The sequence below is a fragment of the Rhizobium sp. 05N49 genome (genome assembly GCF_056396805.1).
Genome location: NZ_JBFTME010000034.1, coordinates 1 through 15,335, shown reverse-complemented (window position 1 = coordinate 15,335; position 15,335 = coordinate 1). Strand labels below are relative to the sequence as shown.

Here is a 15,335-nt window from a genome sequence, read left to right as displayed (position 1 = left end):
GAATGCAGGAGCCCGCTCGAAATGCAACAGACGGACCAGACGGCCGGAAAGAGGCGCGGAGCCACGATCATCGACGTTGCCAGGGTGGCAAACGTCGCAGTCGGCACCGTGTCCCGCTATCTCAACGGCCAGACGATCCGCCGCTCCAACCGCGAACAGATCGAGCGGGCGATCCAGGATCTCGGCTATCGGCGCAATGCTGCTGCCGCCTCGATCCGCACTGACCTCACCCATATGATCGGCTTCCTGGTGCCGACCTTCGACGAATTCCATTCCCGCATGCTCGAGCATCTCGCCCATTCGGTTCGTCCAACCGGACGGGCACTGCTGACTTACTGCCATGGCGGCGATCCGCGCGTGGTCGCCGAGGCACTCGATTTCTTCGCCGCGCAGCGTGTCGATGCGCTGGTCATGGACGGCACCGCGGAAGTTTATGACCGCGTCGACGACCTCATCCATCACGACATTCCGATCATCTTCTATAACAACGACGTTCGCGGGCTGGCAGCAGACCGGGTCATGGTCGAGAACCATCGCGCGAGCTATCGCATCGTCAGCCACCTCATCGATCTCGGCCATAGCCGCATCGGTATTTTGACAGGCGATCCGCGCAATTCTTCGGGTATTGAACGGCTGGCGGGCTATGAACAGGCGTTACGCGACCGGGGTATCACAATCGATCCTACCCTCGCGGCGCGTGGAAACTGGCGCATGGACGGCGGTTATGAGGCGACCAAGCGATTGATGTCGCTTGAAAATCCGCCCACCGCGATCTTTTCCGCCAATTATGGCATGGCAGTCGGAGGGCTGAGCTGGCTGAAGGAGAACGGCCGGCATGTGCCCGAGGATGTTTCGCTTGCCAGCTTCGACGATGTGGCAATCTTCCGGCTCTACGAAGCCGGCATTACGGCCGTCGCCCAGCCGGTGGCAAGCATTGCTGAAACCATCACCGACATTCTCGTGGAACGGCTGACGGAGCCGTCAGGCGGGGCGACGCGCAGTGTCGTCCTCGAATGCGACATCATCCTGCGAGGCTCGACGCGACGGATCACCTGACGCGTTCTGCCCGCCAAGCGGTTAAAGGGAGGAAGCTTTGGCCAGTGTAGAGTTGCACGATATCGACAAATCCTATGGCAGCTTTCAGGCGATAGAGGGACTCAATCTGAGCGTCGACGACGGTTCGTTCACGGTCTTCGTCGGTCCCTCCGGCTGCGGAAAGTCGACGCTTCTGCGCATGATCGCCGGCCTGGAGAAGATCACCGCCGGCGACCTGACGATCGGCGGACGGCGCATGAACGAGGCCGATCCCATCGAACGCGGCGTCGCCATGGTTTTCCAGAATTATGCGCTTTATCCGCATATGACGGTGGAGCAGAATATCGGCTTCTCGCTGCGCATGGCCGGCATGGGCAAGGCCGATATCGACCGGAGCGTTGCGGCTGCCGCCTCGACCTTGCAGATCGAGCCGCTCCTGAAACGCAAGCCCGCTCAACTCTCTGGCGGACAGCGCCAGCGCGTTGCGATCGGCCGTGCGATCGTTCGCAACCCCGCAGTCTTCCTGTTCGACGAACCCTTGTCGAACCTCGATGCGGAACTCCGAGTCTCCATGCGCGTAGAAATCGCCAAACTGCACCGGCGCATCGGCGCGACGATGATCTATGTCACGCATGACCAGACCGAAGCGATGACACTCGCCGATAAGATCGTCGTCATGCGCGCCGGCAAGATCGAGCAGGCAGGCACGCCGGATACGCTTTATGCCGATCCCGACAATTTCTTCGTCGCCGGCTTCATCGGCTCGCCGCGGATGAATTTCCTCGATGGCACGCTCGGCGCGGACGGGGTGATCAAGCTCGATTGCGGCAGTGCTTTCAGAGCAGCCATCGTCGGCCCGGGCAAGGACATGCCGGTCAAGGTCGGCATCCGCCCCGAACATTTCACCGGACAGGACGAAAGCGGCGGCGCGATCGACGTCAAGGTCGATGTCGTGGAAAATCTTGGAGGAACCCGCTTCATCTACGGAACTCTCACCTCGGGCCAATCCGTCATCATCGAGGACCGCTCGGAAAGGACGCTGCGCCCGGGCGAGACGGTCAGCGCCGGCTTTTCCGCGAGAAAGGCGCTGCTCTTCAGCGTCGACGGCCTTCGGATCCGCGACATCAGACCGGCAAACAGCATCCCGGCAGAATGATCATGACGGACAACCTTCTCTGGTACAATGCCCCTGCGCGGCTCTGGACGGATGCGCTGCCGCTCGGCAATGGTCGGCTTGGTGCTATGGTCTTCGGCGACCCTATTTCCGAACGACTGCAGATCAACGAGTCCACCTTCTGGGCCGGCGGGCCCTACCGGCCGGTCAATGCCGATGCCTATGGCCATCTGGAGGATGTGCGGGGGTTGATCTTCGCAGGCCGTTACGCCGAAGCGGAAGCGATGGCTGAAGAACATCTGATGGCGCGGCCGATCAAGCAGATGTCGTACCAGCCGGTCGGCGATCTCCATATCGATTTTCTCCATTCGCAGACCGTCGGCAGCTATCGTCGCACGCTCGATCTCGATACGGCGATCGCCACGACTTCGTACATTTCCGAAGGCGTCACTTTCTTTCGCGAGGCCTTTGTTTCCCCAGTCGATGGCGTGCTTGTCCTGCGCCTTTCGGCAGATCGGCCCGGAGCCATCAGATGCCGGATATCAATCGACAGTCCGCAACGGGGACAATTCGTCGAGCAAAACGGCCCAGGACTCACTTTCTCCGGCACCGGCAAGGCGGAATGGGGCATCCCCGCCGCCCTGCGCTTCGCCTTCGGCATCAGGGTGGTCAACATAGGAGGGAGTGTCAGCTCTTCGAGCGGCATACTATCCGCCGAGGGCGCCGACGAGCTGCTTATCCTGCTCGATGCAGCCACGGGTTTCCGCCGTTATGACGACGTCTCCGGCGACGCGGATGGCATAATTGCCGGACGCCTTTCGAAAGCCGCGCGCCGCAGCATCGAGAGCATGCGCCGTGACCATATCACCGAACATCAAAGGCCGTTTCGGAGCTTCACTGTCGATCTCGGCACGACACTGGCAGGTTCTCAGCCGACAGATCGTCGTATTAGTGGCTTTGCCGAAGGCAATGATCCGGCACTGGCTGCCCTTTATGTGCAGTTCGGCCGCTACCTGATGATCGCCTCATCGCGCCCTGGCACCCAGCCGGCAAACCTGCAGGGCATCTGGAACGACGAGACCGACCCGCCCTGGGGCAGCAAATATACTGCCAACATCAATCTGCAGATGAATTACTGGCTGCCGGCGCCTGCCAATCTGCCGGAATGTATCGAGCCTCTTGTCGAGATGGCGGAGGAACTTGCCGAAACCGGCAGCGAGATGGCTGAGGTGCACTACCGCGCCCGCGGCTGGGTCATGCACCACAATACCGATCTCTGGCGTGCGACCGGTCCGATCGATGGTGCCAAATGGGGACTCTGGCCGACTGGTGGCGCCTGGCTTATGGCGCAACTGCTCGACCTCAGCGATTATCTTGATGACGCCGAAGGCTTACGCCGGCGGCTTTTCCCTGTTGCCAAGGCCGCTGCCGAGTTTATCTTCGATGTGCTGGTTCCTCTTCCGGGCACCGATTATCTGGTGACCAATCCTTCGCTCTCCCCGGAGAACGTCCATCCGCATGGCGCCTCCCTATGTGCCGGGCCGGCCATGGATAGCCAGATCATCCGGGATTTCCTCAATCTGCTGCGCCCGCTCGCAGTCTCCATCGGCGGCGAAGACGCACTGGTCTCCACGATCGACCGCGTGTTGCCGCGCCTACCGCCCGACCGGATTGGTGCTGCCGGTCAGTTGCAGGAATGGCTTGAAGACTGGGATATGCAGGTACCGGAGATCCATCACCGCCATGTCTCGCATCTCTACGGCCTCTATCCGAGTTCGCAGATCGACATGGACAGGACGCCCGCGCTTGCCGCGGCGGCCCGCCGCTCACTGGAAATCCGCGGTGACGACGCGACGGGCTGGGGCATCGGCTGGCGCATCAATCTCTGGGCACGGCTTCGTGACGGCGAACATGCGCTCGATGTGGTCAAAATGCTGATCAGCCCTGAGCGGACCTATACCAATCTGTTCGACGCCCATCCGCCCTTCCAGATCGACGGCAATTTCGGCGGGGCCGCCGGCATCCTGGAAATGCTGGTGCAGTCTCGCCCCGGCGAAATTCACCTGCTCCCGGCCTTGCCCAAAGCCTGGCCACGCGGCTCAGTGCGCGGTTTGCGCGTGCGGGGCGGCATGCTTCTCGACCTCGATTGGCAGAATGGCAGGCCGGTGAAGATTGCGATTTCGGCAGCACGGGATATTCAGACCGTCATCCGCTTTGCGGACGGCAGATTCACCATCACCCTTGCCGCTGGCCAGACTTTCATGGCGAGCAAGGACGACCTCTTCGTATAGAGGTCGGCCTCTGCGTGAACTTAGCTCTTGGTGGCACGCGTTGATTATCAGACCAGCAGGCTGCGGACCGGCGATATCGACGTCGATCTTGTTCGCCCTGCTTCGAAGGCTGATATTTCCGCCGCTACGCTCTTGCCTTCCTAGGATTGGCATTCCTCAGAATATCGCGCTGGTGTCGGCCATATGAGTGCGAATAGCGGATCAAAGACATCGATCCGGCCGGTTTCTTGCCAGGCGCCGACACAATAGTTGGATGGCGCAAACAAACGGCGCGATTTATCCGGCAACTCGATCGGGAAAGCTACTGCCGGCGGAGCCTTGGTCATCCTCAATCCGGATGGCAGACCAATGGTCCGATTATGGAATTGAACGTCCGCATACCTGGCATTTTCGCCGATATCATAATGCGCCTCCCGCAATCGGCCGGGAAAATCCCGGTGCGAGATCACGTCGCCGTCAAAGACGATGCCAAGAGACCTCCAGGAACGGGTAAAGCAATCCTCTTCAAAGCGGAGCAGATCTTCCAGTTCGTTCAAGGGACAGAAGTCCAAGCTCCAGCCTGACCCGAATGGAGAACAAGCGTCCCATTTAAACTTATCGGCGTCAGTCGCATAGCCAATGAGGTTGTTGCGATGCTCCAGCTTCGCAAATCTCTTCTTCTTGGCAATCGGCGCTCGAAGGAGCCAGGTATTGTTGAAGACGTAATGCGGTCCATCCGCAATGTGCGTCTCGGGGAACTTGAAAAGCAAGCCCTTGGCATGCTTGTCGCCTTCGGGTCCGGGAATGTGAATGTTCCAGCCAAGATTGCCATAGACATAAAAGTAGCCGGAGCGCTGCATTTCGAAGGAAAACGGCATGTAGCAATCGACGAACTGGTTTCGACGGATCGTCCAGTTCCATGCAAAATTCTCAGGCTCGACGGCATTGTCCTTTATCCGCACGAACCAATTATCTTCGATGAGAATATTCCGGGCGAAGGCCTCCTTGGTGGACTCCGATGCCTGATTGAAGAAATGAACGCCATTGAATGCGTCTGTGATTACGTTGTCGCGGATGATGACATATCCGGCAATGGTCCAGGCTCGGAAGAAATCGCCGTCATAGGCACGTGCATCGCCGTTCGGATCAACCGGACCATCCTCGTCGCCAGATCCATGCACCTGCTTCCAGAGGATATCGCTCCAAAGCCTGCAGTCTGTCGGGGACAAGTCGGCACGAACGTGACCATTGCCCCTGATCGACAGAACGTCGTCTTCGCCGTGGCTTTTCGTATCCTGCACCCAGCTGCATTTTTCGATGAGCAGGTGACGCGTGTAGGGGCCGGCCGCACCGATCGCAATGCATCCTCCCCTGAAATCGACGCGGCGTATGAAAATGTGCTGGCAATTGTCGAGGTATATTGCTGTCGGCCAGCAGTTCCTGAAAACCAGTTCGTCGATGATAACCCATTGGCAATCGCGCAATGTCAAAGCCGCATTGTCGGCCATGAAATAGATACCGGGAAACGAACCGCCCTTCTGGTGAGCGGCAGCCAGTTTGTTCGCAGTTTCCTGGTAGGCATCGAAGTCCATATCAGAGCCCAGGGTTGCTCCCGGACCGGTGATGCGTATAGGACGTTCCTCGGAACCTCGTTTACCTGTTATCGTTATCGGATCGGAGTAACGGCCTTTTTTCAGGTAAAGCTCATCACCCGGTCCGAGCCGGTTGAGCTTCCTATTGATATCTTCGGCATTGACCTTTATTTGCGCTTTCATTCAATGCCGCCCCAATAAAAAACGTCATCGACACTATCGTCTGAGTTGATGTTTTTGCAAGCACTCCCGCTGGTGTCTCGCACGGCGCAAAAGCTTCATCGTCAGGCCTTCGGCCTGCAGTTGTGATCTTACGGTGTCGCCCCTCGTATTTCGCCCGACGCGCGCTTGACAAAGTTGAATTGCCTGTATTTTATTCAAGCCTGCGGATTAGGCAAAACGCTCCGCATTCTCACATGACTTCGATAGTCGCTGGGCAGTTTCGCCCCATGATGGCCCCGTCGCGGATGGGACGCTTTCATGGGGTTTTTTGGTTTTTGGCTTGCAGATGAATGATGCGTTGAAAATTGGCATTCTTTACTCCACCACCGGCCCCTACGGCTCGATGGGGCGCGACGCACGCGATGGCGCAGAATTCGCGATTGCCGAATTCGCCGCGACGAGCGGTCGGCCGGTCGAACCGGTCTTCTTTGATCCGCAAGCTGATCTTGCCGCCTATCTCGAAGGTGCCCGTCGTCTGCTGCGTGCCGGCTGCCGTCATATCGTCGGCACCATTACCTCGGCCGCCCGCAAGGAGGTCATCCCGCTTATCGAAAAACATGACGGGCTGCTTTGGTACATGTGCCCCTACGAGGGTTTCGAGGCGAATGAGAATGTCATCTATGTCGGTGGTTGCCCCAACCAGCATCTCCTGCCGCTTTTCGAGCACCTGATCCCACGCTACGGCAACCGGCCCTACCTCGTCGGCGCCAATTATGTCTGGGGCTGGGAGATGAATCGGCTTGCCCGTGAACTCACTACCAATGCCGGTGGCGAGGTCCTCGGAGAGCGCTATCTGCCGCTTGAGGAAACCGCAGTCGAGCGCATTGTCGCCGATATCGAGCAGCGCCGTCCGAGCTTCATCCTCAACAATCTGATCGGGCCGTCGAGCTATGCCTTCCACGAAGCGATCCGGCGGCTTGCCGATCGCGACCCGGGCTTCCGGCCGGAGAACTGCCCTGTTGTCAGCTGCGACCTGATGGAATGCGAGCTCGATGATATCGCACCGGGGGCCGCGACTGGCCAGCTCTGTGCCGCCTCCTATTTCGACAGTGTCGCGACATCCGAAAACGCCGAATTCAAGCAGCGGATCGTGGCCCACTTTGGTGCCGAGCGCCGTATCTCCAGCGTCTTTGCCAGTGCCTATACAGCCGTGCGGCTCTGTGTCGATGCGATTGTAACGGCCGGGGTTGACGAGCCTTCCGCGGTGCGCCGGGAATTGTACGGCAAGAGCTGGGCGACACCTTTCGGCGCGCTCAACATCGACCGCGAGACGAACCATGCGGCCCTGCCCTTCCATCTCGGTTGCATCAACGCTCAGAACGGCTTCGATGTGATCGCCTCGCGCCCGCCGCTCGCCGCCGATCCCTATCTGACCGGCCGCAGCAAGACGTCTTCGCCGAGATTGCGGGTGGTATCATGAAGCAAACACCCAATTTCACCGGCTGGCATGCCGTCGTCCTGCACCGCGAGGACGGCAATACCGAAAGGCTGATCCGTCAGCTGCGTCTGCTGGGCTTGTCGGCCACGCTGCAGTGGGCGCCGCTTTCAGCCGCAGGCGTACCCGATCTTGTCATCGTCGATGCCGACCAGGGTTTTGATGGTCTCCTGCCCTGGAGCGGTGCAACTCCGACATGCCCCGTCGTCGCGTTGCTCGGCTCGGAAGCGCCGGGCCGTATCGCCTGGGCGCTCGGCCAGGGTGCCGGCGCCGTTATCGCCAAGCCGATTGCAGCCTCCGCGGTCTATCCGGCCCTTGTCATGGCCGTCTCCATTCATCAGGAGCGCAAGAGTGTCGCCGAGCGCCTTCAATATCTGGAGGAACGCATACGCCTGCGCCCGCTCGTACATGCCGCCGTCGAAAAACTGATGAAGGCGCACGCCGTCGATGAGGAGCGCGCCTATTCGATCCTGCGTAACTGCGCCATGCGTCGCCGGCTGCCGATGGAACAGATCGCTGCCTTCATCATCGGCGGCATAGAACCCCTGCCGGAGGCGGGTTGAATGCGAGTATTGAAAGCCATTTTAAGGCAGCCGACCGCCCTTTTTGGCCTTGTCGTCGTGCTTATCGTCATCAGCCTTGCGGTGGCGGCCCCCTGGATTGCGCCCTTCAATCCCGATGAGCAGATGTTCGACGGATTGTCGCTGGAAGGCGCGCCGCTACCGCCCGGCGGCCCCTATCTGCTCGGCACCGATACGCTGGGGCGCGACCTCTTCTCGCGCATGCTCTTCGGTGCGCGCACTTCGCTCGTCATCGGGCTCGTCGCCAACGGCATCGCGGTTGCGATCGGCCTCTTGATCGGCATCCTCGCCGGCTACATGCGTGGCATCGTCGGCAATATCCTGATGCGCTTCACCGATCTGATGATGGCATTTCCGGCGTTGCTGCTGGCGATCGTGCTTGCCGCGCTGCTGCGGCCGAGCCTTTGGATCGTCGCCATGGTGATCGCGCTCGTCAACTGGGTACAGGTCGCCCGCATCGTCTATACCGAGACGCGCGGACTGGTGGAACGTGATTTCATCATGGCCGAGCGCTCGCTCGGCGCCGGGCACATGCGCGTGCTCTTCCTGCATATTCTGCCACATCTGGTGCCGACGGCGATTGTCTGGGGCACGCTCGGCATCGCCACGACAGTGTTGCTGGAGGCAACGCTTTCTTTCCTCGGCATCGGCGTACAGCCGCCGCAGCCGTCCTGGGGCAACATCATCTTCGAAAGCCAGAGCTATTTCCAGGCTGCCCCGTGGCTCGTCTTCTTCCCTGGTGCGATCATCCTGCTGACGGCACTCTCCTTCAATCTCGTCGGAGATGCGCTGCGCGACATTCTCGATCCGACCCAGCGCGGGAGAGGCTGATGATCTTCCTTATCCTTCGCCGGCTCGTTCAGGCATCCCTCATTCTTCTTGGCGTCGCCGCCATCACCTTCGTGCTGCTCTATGCGCTGCCGGCCGATCCCGCGCGCATGATCGCCGGCCGCAGCGCCACGGCGCAAACTGTTGCCAACATCCGCCATGAACTCGGCCTTGACCAGCCGCTGCTCGTGCAGTTCAGCACCTATCTCTCCAACCTGTTGCACGGCAATCTCGGCCGCTCCTATGCACAGAAGACCGAGGTCTGGACGCTGATCGCCGCCCGCCTGCCGGCAACGCTCGTGCTCATGCTGGCCGGCATTCTGGTGGAAGTGGCTCTCGGCCTGACGCTCGGGACGCTCGCCGCGGTCCGTCGCGGCGGTTTCATCGACCGGCTTGTCATGACCGCCTCCTTCGTCGGCGTCTCGGCACCGCAATTCGTTGTCGCCCTGCTGCTTCTTTATGTTTTTGCCGTAACGCTCGGATGGCTACCCATGAGCGGCTACGGCACGTTCGCCCATGTCGTGCTGCCAGCCACCACCCTCGGCGTCCTTGGCGCCGGCTGGTATGCACGCATGGTGCGATCAGCGATGATCGATGTGCTCAATCAGGACTATGTTCGCACCGCGCGCGCCAAGGGCCTGTCTTCGCGCCGCATCATCTTCCGCCACGCCCTGCCGAACGCCATCCTGCCGATCATCGCCATGATTGGCATCGATATCGGACAGTTCATGGGCGGCGTGGTCGTGGTCGAAGCCGTCTACGGCTGGCCCGGTATCGGCCAGCTCGCATGGCAGGCCATTCAGCAGGTCGATATTCCGATCATCATGGGCGTCACGCTGACATCAGCACTTGCCATCGTCATCGGCAATCTGCTCGCCGATCTCGTGGCCCCGCTTATCGATCCACGCATCCGTACACGTTGACAGCAACCAAAGAAGGGGAACCCGAATGTTCAAACGCTGGCTTAGACACACAACCATGGCAACGATGGTGGCGCTTGCCCCTATCGCCGCCACGGCGCAGGAAACGCCCAAGCAGGGCGGCGACATCGTCGTCACCTACAAGGACGACATCACCACGCTCGACCCGCAGATCGGCTATGACTGGGTCAACTGGTCGATGATCAAAAGCCTCTATTCGCGACTGATGGATTATGAGCCCGGCACGCCGAACCTCGTCCCGTCGCTCGCCGAGAGCTTTACCGTTTCGCCCGATGGCCTGACCTATACGTTCAAGCTGCGCAAGGGCGTGAAGTTCACCAACGGCCGCGAAATCGTTGCTTCAGACGTAAAGTACTCGATCGAGCGTGCCGTCAATCCCAAGACGCAAGGCCCTGGTGCCGGCTTCTTCGGTGCGATCCAGGGCTTTGACGATGAAACCGGCGGCAAGACCGAAACGCTTTCCGGCATCGAGACGCCGGATGACGGCACGGTCGTCTTCCATCTTTCGCGCCCGGACGCCACTTTCCTGCACGTTCTCGCCATCAACTTCGCCTCGGTCGTACCGAAGGAGGCCGTCGAAGCGGCCGGTGGCGATTTCGGCAAGAAGCCCGTCGGCTCCGGCACCTTCGTGCTGAAGGATTGGACAATCGGCCAGAAGCTCGTCTTTGAACGCAACAAGGATTATTTCGTCAAGAACATGCCGTATCTCGACAGCTTCACGGTCGAAGTCGGCCAGGAGCCTCTTGTTGCGCTGCTGCGCCTGCAGAAGGGCGAAGTCGATATTGCCGGCGACGGCATCCCCCCGGCCAAGTTCCTGGAAATCAAGAACTCCGCCGATGGCGCACAGATGATCGTCGATGGCGAACAGCTTCACACCGGCTACATCACGCTCAACACCAAGGTGAAGCCGTTCGACAACGTCAAGGTGCGACAGGCTGTCAACATGGCGATCAACAAGGAGCGCGTCACGCGCATCCTGAACGGTCGCGCAACGCCCGCCAACCAGCCGCTGCCGCCGCTGATGCCGGGCTACGACAAGTCCTTCACCGGCTATGCCTATGATGTCGCCAAGGCGAAGGCGCTGCTTGCCGAAGCAGGCTTTGCCGATGGTTTCGAAACGGTGCTCTATTCCACCAATACCGATCCGCAACCGCGTATCGCCCAAGCGATCCAGCAGGATCTCGCAGCGATCGGCGTGAAGGCTGAGGTTCGTGCGCTTGCGCAGGCCAATGTCATCGCGGCCGGCGGTACGGAAGGCGAAGCGCCGATGATCTGGTCGGGTGGCATGGCCTGGATCGCCGACTTCCCGGATCCGTCCAACTTCTACGGCCCGATCCTCGGTTGCGCCGGTGCGGTTCAGGGTGGCTGGAACTGGTCTTGGTACTGCAACGCCGATCTCGACAAGCGTGCGGTTGCGGCCGACTCCATGTCCGATCCGGCCAAGTCCGCAGAGCGCATCGCTGCCTGGGGCAAGGTCTTCACCGACATCATGGCCGATGCGCCGTGGGTTCCCGTCATCAACGAACGCCGCGTCGTCGCCAAATCGCTGCGGATGGGCGGTGCGGACAACATCTACATCGACCCGACCCGCGTCATCAATTACGACGCGATCTACGTGAAGCAGTAAGCCTTAAGGAAGCAATGCCTTCCCGGCTCGGCCGGGAAGGCTTCATAAAATCGAGGGAGACACCTTATGTGCATTGCCTGCACCCACACGATTCACCGCGCCCAGCATAATTTCGGCTGGAACAAGGATTTCGCACCGGCCGTTGTCGCCAAGCCCGGCGAAACCATCCATTTCGAATGCATGGATTCTTCCGGCGGTCAGCTCGGCAGCGACGCGACGCTGGAAACACTGAACAATCTGGATTTCGGCAAGATCAACCCGGTTTCCGGCCCGATCTACGTGGAAGGCGCCAAGCCAGGCGACGCGCTGAAGGTGACGCTCCGCAAGTTCATTCCCTCGGGCATCGGCTGGACGGCCAATATTCCGGGCTTCGGCCTCCTTGCCGACCAGTTCAAGGAACCGGCGCTGCACGTATGGTCCTATGACGCCAACAGCATGACGCCGGCCCTTTACGGCCCTGGCGGCCGCGTGCCGCTGAAGCCCTTTGCCGGCACGATCGGCGTCGCTCCGGCCGAGCCAGGCACCCATTCCGTCGTGCCGCCGCGCCGCGTCGGCGGCAACATGGATATTCGTGACCTGACGGCTGGTGTCACCCTCTATCTGCCGATCGAGGTCGAAGGCGCACTCTTCTCTATCGGCGACACGCATGCCGCGCAGGGCGACGGTGAAGTCTGCGGAACGGCGATCGAAAGCCAGATGAATGTCGAGGCAACGATCGAGCTCGTCAAGGATGCACGCCTGCAGACACCGCGTTTCACCACGACCGAGCCGGTTACCCGCCATCTCGACGGCGCCGGCTATGAAGTGACCACCGGCATCGGCCCCGACCTGATGACGGGTGCTCGCGAAAGCGTCATGCGCATGATCGATCTTTTGACCGCAGAACACGGCATGAGCGCGGTTGATGCCTATCTGCTCTGCTCCGTCTGTGGCGATCTGCGCATCAGCGAAATCGTCGATATGCCGAACTGGGTCGTCTCCTTCTACTTCCCTAGGATCGTATTCGCGTGATTGAAGCCATACCCTCGGCACCTATCCTCAGCGTTCGCAATCTCAATGTCGATGCGCGAACGCCGGAGGGTCGCAAACCGGTTCTGAAAAATATCAGCTTTGATTTGGCGAGCGGCGAAACGCTTTGCCTTGCCGGAGAATCCGGTTCGGGCAAATCGGTGACGTCGCTGTCGATCATGGGCTTGCTGCCGAAGGCCTCGCTTCAAGTCGCCTCCGGCAGCATCATGCTCGGCGAACGCGATCTGCTGAAACTTTCCGACAGGGCCATGCGCGGCGTGCGCGGCGGCGATATTGCCATGGTCTTCCAGGAGCCGATGACGTCACTCAACCCGGTCATGTCGATCGGCGCACAGCTGACGGAGGCGATCCGCGAGCATCAGGGCAGCGAGAACGCCGAAGCGACTGCATTACAGATGCTCGATGCGGTGCAGATCACCGATCCGGCAAAACGCCTGAAACAATATCCGCATGAACTTTCCGGCGGGATGCGCCAACGCGTGATGATCGCCATGGCACTCTCCTGCCGTCCCAAGGTGCTGATCGCCGACGAGCCCACCACCGCGCTCGACGTCACTGTACAGGCGCAGATCCTGAAGCTGATGCGCGAGCTGAAATCAGAATTCGGGACCTCGATCATCCTGATCACCCATGACATGGGCGTCGTCGCCGAAATGGCCGACCGCGTCATCATCATGCAGAATGGTGGCATCGTCGAGGAGGGCCCGGCCGTCGGCATTTTCCGCACCCCGCGGCAAACCTATACGCAGCAGTTGCTCTCCGCCGTGCCGCGACTGGGCGCGTTTGCCGGCACGGACGGCCCCCCGCGTATCACCTCACGCAGCGTCGAGACCTTGCGTCCCGATCGCACACCAGTACTGAATGTGCGTGGTCTCAATGTCACCTATGGCGGCGCTGCGAGCTTTCTCTTCAAGGGCAAGGCGCCGGCCGCGGCAGTCAGCGACGTCTCCTTCGATATTTTGCCCGGAGAAACCCTCGGCCTTGTCGGCGAAAGCGGTTCGGGAAAATCGACGACCGGCAAGGCCGTACTTGGCCTCATTCCATTCACGGGCGATGTGGTCATCGACGGCCGCAACATCGCAGGGCTCAGCCATCGAGACATGCAGCCCATACGCCGCACGGCGCAGATGATCTTTCAGGATCCCTATGCCTCGCTCGACCCTCGCATGGCGGTGGGCGCTGCGATCGCCGAACCGCTAGTCATACACGGTATCGCCAGTAAGTCCGAGCGGCAGGACAGGGTTGCGGAACTTCTGCGCCGCGTCGGCCTGACGACGGACGCCGCCACACGCTATCCGCATGAATTCTCTGGCGGCCAGCGCCAGCGCATCTGCATTGCGCGCGCACTTGCACTTGAACCGAAGCTGATCGTTGCCGACGAAAGCGTTGCGGCACTCGACGTCTCCGTGCGCGCCCGCGTGCTCGACCTGATGCTGGAACTGCAGGAAAGCATGGGGCTCTCCTATCTCTTCATCTCGCATGACATGGCGGTTGTCGAACGCATGTCCCATAAGGTCGCCGTCATGCGTAGCGGCAGGATCGTCGAAACCGGTCCCCGCCGTCAAATCTTCGAACACCCAGCAGAGGATTACACGAAGGCCCTGATGGCTGCCGTTCCGATCCCTGATCCTGAAGCACGGCGAGTGCAGGTCTGAGTTTCCCGGACGCGGAGCAGAGCGCCTCCTTTGGAGCCTTGTAGCGTTGCCTCGGCCGCCGCGAATCGTCACAAGAAATCGAATTGCGGCACCGTCGAATTGGCGGTCCCGCCTGCCACATAAAACCTATATTTCAGCCGCATTTTCTCTCGGCAGCCCTTCAAGATGGGCAAATACAGGCTCGCGGCAGCAGGATATTTGATTGATTCAGGCTTCAGCGACAGACCGCCGTGCCCCATTTGCGCTCGGCCAATCCGGCTAAGTCGTACTAATATAGCCATATTTCGCCATTCTGTTTTACGTCTTGTTAATACCCGCCCAAGGAGTGTTGTACTTCTGTCACACACATGGCGGTTTAGTTAGAATTCTCTGTAAAATGAGACCATTCCTTGTTGAGCCCTCCTGCCTTTCGGTTATTTTAGGCCTTACCGAATTAATCGGGCTTTATCAGAGGGGACGTTCTTTCGTGGAACGCACTCGAACTTAGGAGATTGGCTTTCCATGAACATTCGTATGATGTTGCTTGGTTCCGCAGCTGCCCTCATCGCTGCACCGGCATTCGCAGCAGACGCAATCGTCGCTGCCGAGCCGGAACCGGTTGAATACGTTCGCGTCTGCGACGCCTACGGCACCGGCTACTTCTATATCCCGGGCACGGAAACCTGCCTTAAGATCGAAGGTTACATCCGTTTCCAGGTCAACGTCGGCTCGAACGTCGGCGGTGACAACGACTCTGACTGGGATGCTGTAACCCGTGGTCAGGTTCAGTTCACGGCCAAGAGCGACACCGAGTACGGTCCGCTCACCGGCGTTATCGTTCTCCAGGCCAATGCCGACAACGCAACGGACCAGGACACGATCCTCGACTCCGCTTACCTCGACGTCGCGGGCTTCCGCGCTGGTCTCTTCTACTCCTGGTGGGACGATGGTCTCTCCGGCGAAACGGACGATATCGGTTCTGTCGTAACGCTGCATAACTCCATCCGTTATCAGTACGAAACCGGGG

At 60.2% G+C, this 15,335-nt stretch carries 13 protein-coding genes; 12 read left to right on the top strand and 1 reads right to left on the bottom strand.

All coding sequences use genetic code 11. The features are described 5' to 3' along the window. Window positions 1-21 precede the first annotated feature (21 nt). From AC1DF8_RS34280 to AC1DF8_RS34270, 3 genes are read left to right on the top strand one after another with little or no spacing between them, the layout of a single operon-like run. Window positions 22-1,056 carry a LacI family DNA-binding transcriptional regulator gene (locus tag AC1DF8_RS34280; RefSeq protein WP_112972448.1) on the top strand — a complete coding sequence of 345 codons (1,035 nt, stop codon included), beginning with the start codon at window positions 22-24 and terminating at the stop codon, window positions 1,054-1,056. A 37-nt stretch (window positions 1,057-1,093) separates the two neighbouring features. Then, on the top strand, window positions 1,094-2,191 hold the full coding sequence (locus AC1DF8_RS34275; RefSeq protein WP_183888601.1) for a sn-glycerol-3-phosphate ABC transporter ATP-binding protein UgpC: 1,098 nt from the start codon (window positions 1,094-1,096) through the stop codon (window positions 2,189-2,191). Window positions 2,192-2,193: 2 nt separating this feature from the next. Next, window positions 2,194-4,440 (top strand): glycoside hydrolase family 95 protein, encoded by a 2,247-nt coding sequence (locus tag AC1DF8_RS34270; RefSeq protein ID WP_478157202.1) that lies wholly within the window; start codon window positions 2,194-2,196, stop codon window positions 4,438-4,440. A 140-nt stretch (window positions 4,441-4,580) separates the two neighbouring features. On the opposite strand, the gene AC1DF8_RS34265 is transcribed toward AC1DF8_RS34270, so the two are convergent. Further along, window positions 4,581-4,976: a hypothetical protein gene (locus AC1DF8_RS34265; RefSeq protein WP_478157200.1), complete on the bottom strand. Its 396-nt coding sequence runs from the start codon at window positions 4,974-4,976 to the stop codon at window positions 4,581-4,583. 96 nt (window positions 4,977-5,072) lie between these two features. Between AC1DF8_RS34265 and AC1DF8_RS34260 the strand changes: the two genes are divergently transcribed. From AC1DF8_RS34260 to AC1DF8_RS34220, 9 genes are all read left to right on the top strand, one after another. After that, window positions 5,073-6,212, top strand: coding sequence for a hypothetical protein (locus tag AC1DF8_RS34260; protein ID WP_478157198.1), 1,140 nt, complete (start codon window positions 5,073-5,075; stop codon window positions 6,210-6,212). 307 nt (window positions 6,213-6,519) lie between these two features. Then, the gene (locus AC1DF8_RS34255; protein WP_478157226.1) at window positions 6,520-7,653 is read left to right on the top strand and encodes a transporter substrate-binding protein; all 1,134 of its coding nucleotides are present in this window, start codon (window positions 6,520-6,522) and stop codon (window positions 7,651-7,653) included. Then, the gene (locus AC1DF8_RS34250) at window positions 7,650-8,231 is read left to right on the top strand and encodes an ANTAR domain-containing response regulator (RefSeq protein WP_478157196.1); all 582 of its coding nucleotides are present in this window, start codon (window positions 7,650-7,652) and stop codon (window positions 8,229-8,231) included. Before AC1DF8_RS34255 ends, AC1DF8_RS34250 begins: the two co-directional genes overlap by 4 nt. Beyond that, on the top strand, window positions 8,232-9,080 hold the full coding sequence (locus tag AC1DF8_RS34245) for an ABC transporter permease (RefSeq protein ID WP_478157194.1): 849 nt from the start codon (window positions 8,232-8,234) through the stop codon (window positions 9,078-9,080). Further along, a complete protein-coding gene (locus AC1DF8_RS34240; protein ID WP_478157192.1) occupies window positions 9,080-10,000 on the top strand; it encodes an ABC transporter permease in 921 nt (306 codons plus the stop codon). Before AC1DF8_RS34245 ends, AC1DF8_RS34240 begins: the two co-directional genes overlap by 1 nt. A gap of 25 nt (window positions 10,001-10,025) precedes the next feature. Then, window positions 10,026-11,645 carry an ABC transporter substrate-binding protein gene (locus AC1DF8_RS34235; RefSeq protein WP_113212347.1) on the top strand — a complete coding sequence of 540 codons (1,620 nt, stop codon included), beginning with the start codon at window positions 10,026-10,028 and terminating at the stop codon, window positions 11,643-11,645. Between the two features lie 66 nt (window positions 11,646-11,711). Continuing rightward, window positions 11,712-12,656, top strand: coding sequence for an acetamidase/formamidase family protein (locus tag AC1DF8_RS34230; RefSeq protein WP_112542414.1), 945 nt, complete (start codon window positions 11,712-11,714; stop codon window positions 12,654-12,656). Then, window positions 12,653-14,329, top strand: a complete 1,677-nt coding sequence (locus AC1DF8_RS34225; protein ID WP_478157189.1) for an ABC transporter ATP-binding protein — start codon at window positions 12,653-12,655, stop codon at window positions 14,327-14,329. The genes AC1DF8_RS34230 and AC1DF8_RS34225 overlap by 4 nt, the downstream gene beginning before the upstream one ends. 501 nt (window positions 14,330-14,830) lie before the next feature. Then, the coding region (locus AC1DF8_RS34220) for a porin (protein ID WP_478157187.1) at window positions 14,831-15,335 on the top strand (505 nt) is incomplete at its 3' end.

Bases quoted from the DNA above. Each gene is read 5' to 3' on its own strand.
- AC1DF8_RS34260 (WP_478157198.1), top strand. From the start codon at position 5,073: ATGCTCCAGCTTCGCAAATCTCTTCTTCTTGGCAATCGGCGCTCGAAG.
- AC1DF8_RS34280 (WP_112972448.1), top strand. From the start codon at position 22: ATGCAACAGACGGACCAGACGGCCGGAAAGAGGCGCGGAGCCACGATC.
- AC1DF8_RS34245 (WP_478157194.1), top strand. From the start codon at position 8,232: ATGCGAGTATTGAAAGCCATTTTAAGGCAGCCGACCGCCCTTTTTGGC.
- AC1DF8_RS34240 (WP_478157192.1), top strand. From the start codon at position 9,080: ATGATCTTCCTTATCCTTCGCCGGCTCGTTCAGGCATCCCTCATTCTT.
- AC1DF8_RS34250 (WP_478157196.1), top strand. From the start codon at position 7,650: ATGAAGCAAACACCCAATTTCACCGGCTGGCATGCCGTCGTCCTGCAC.
- AC1DF8_RS34230 (WP_112542414.1), top strand. From the start codon at position 11,712: ATGTGCATTGCCTGCACCCACACGATTCACCGCGCCCAGCATAATTTC.
- AC1DF8_RS34270 (WP_478157202.1), top strand. From the start codon at position 2,194: ATGACGGACAACCTTCTCTGGTACAATGCCCCTGCGCGGCTCTGGACG.
- AC1DF8_RS34235 (WP_113212347.1), top strand. From the start codon at position 10,026: ATGTTCAAACGCTGGCTTAGACACACAACCATGGCAACGATGGTGGCG.
- AC1DF8_RS34255 (WP_478157226.1), top strand. From the start codon at position 6,520: ATGAATGATGCGTTGAAAATTGGCATTCTTTACTCCACCACCGGCCCC.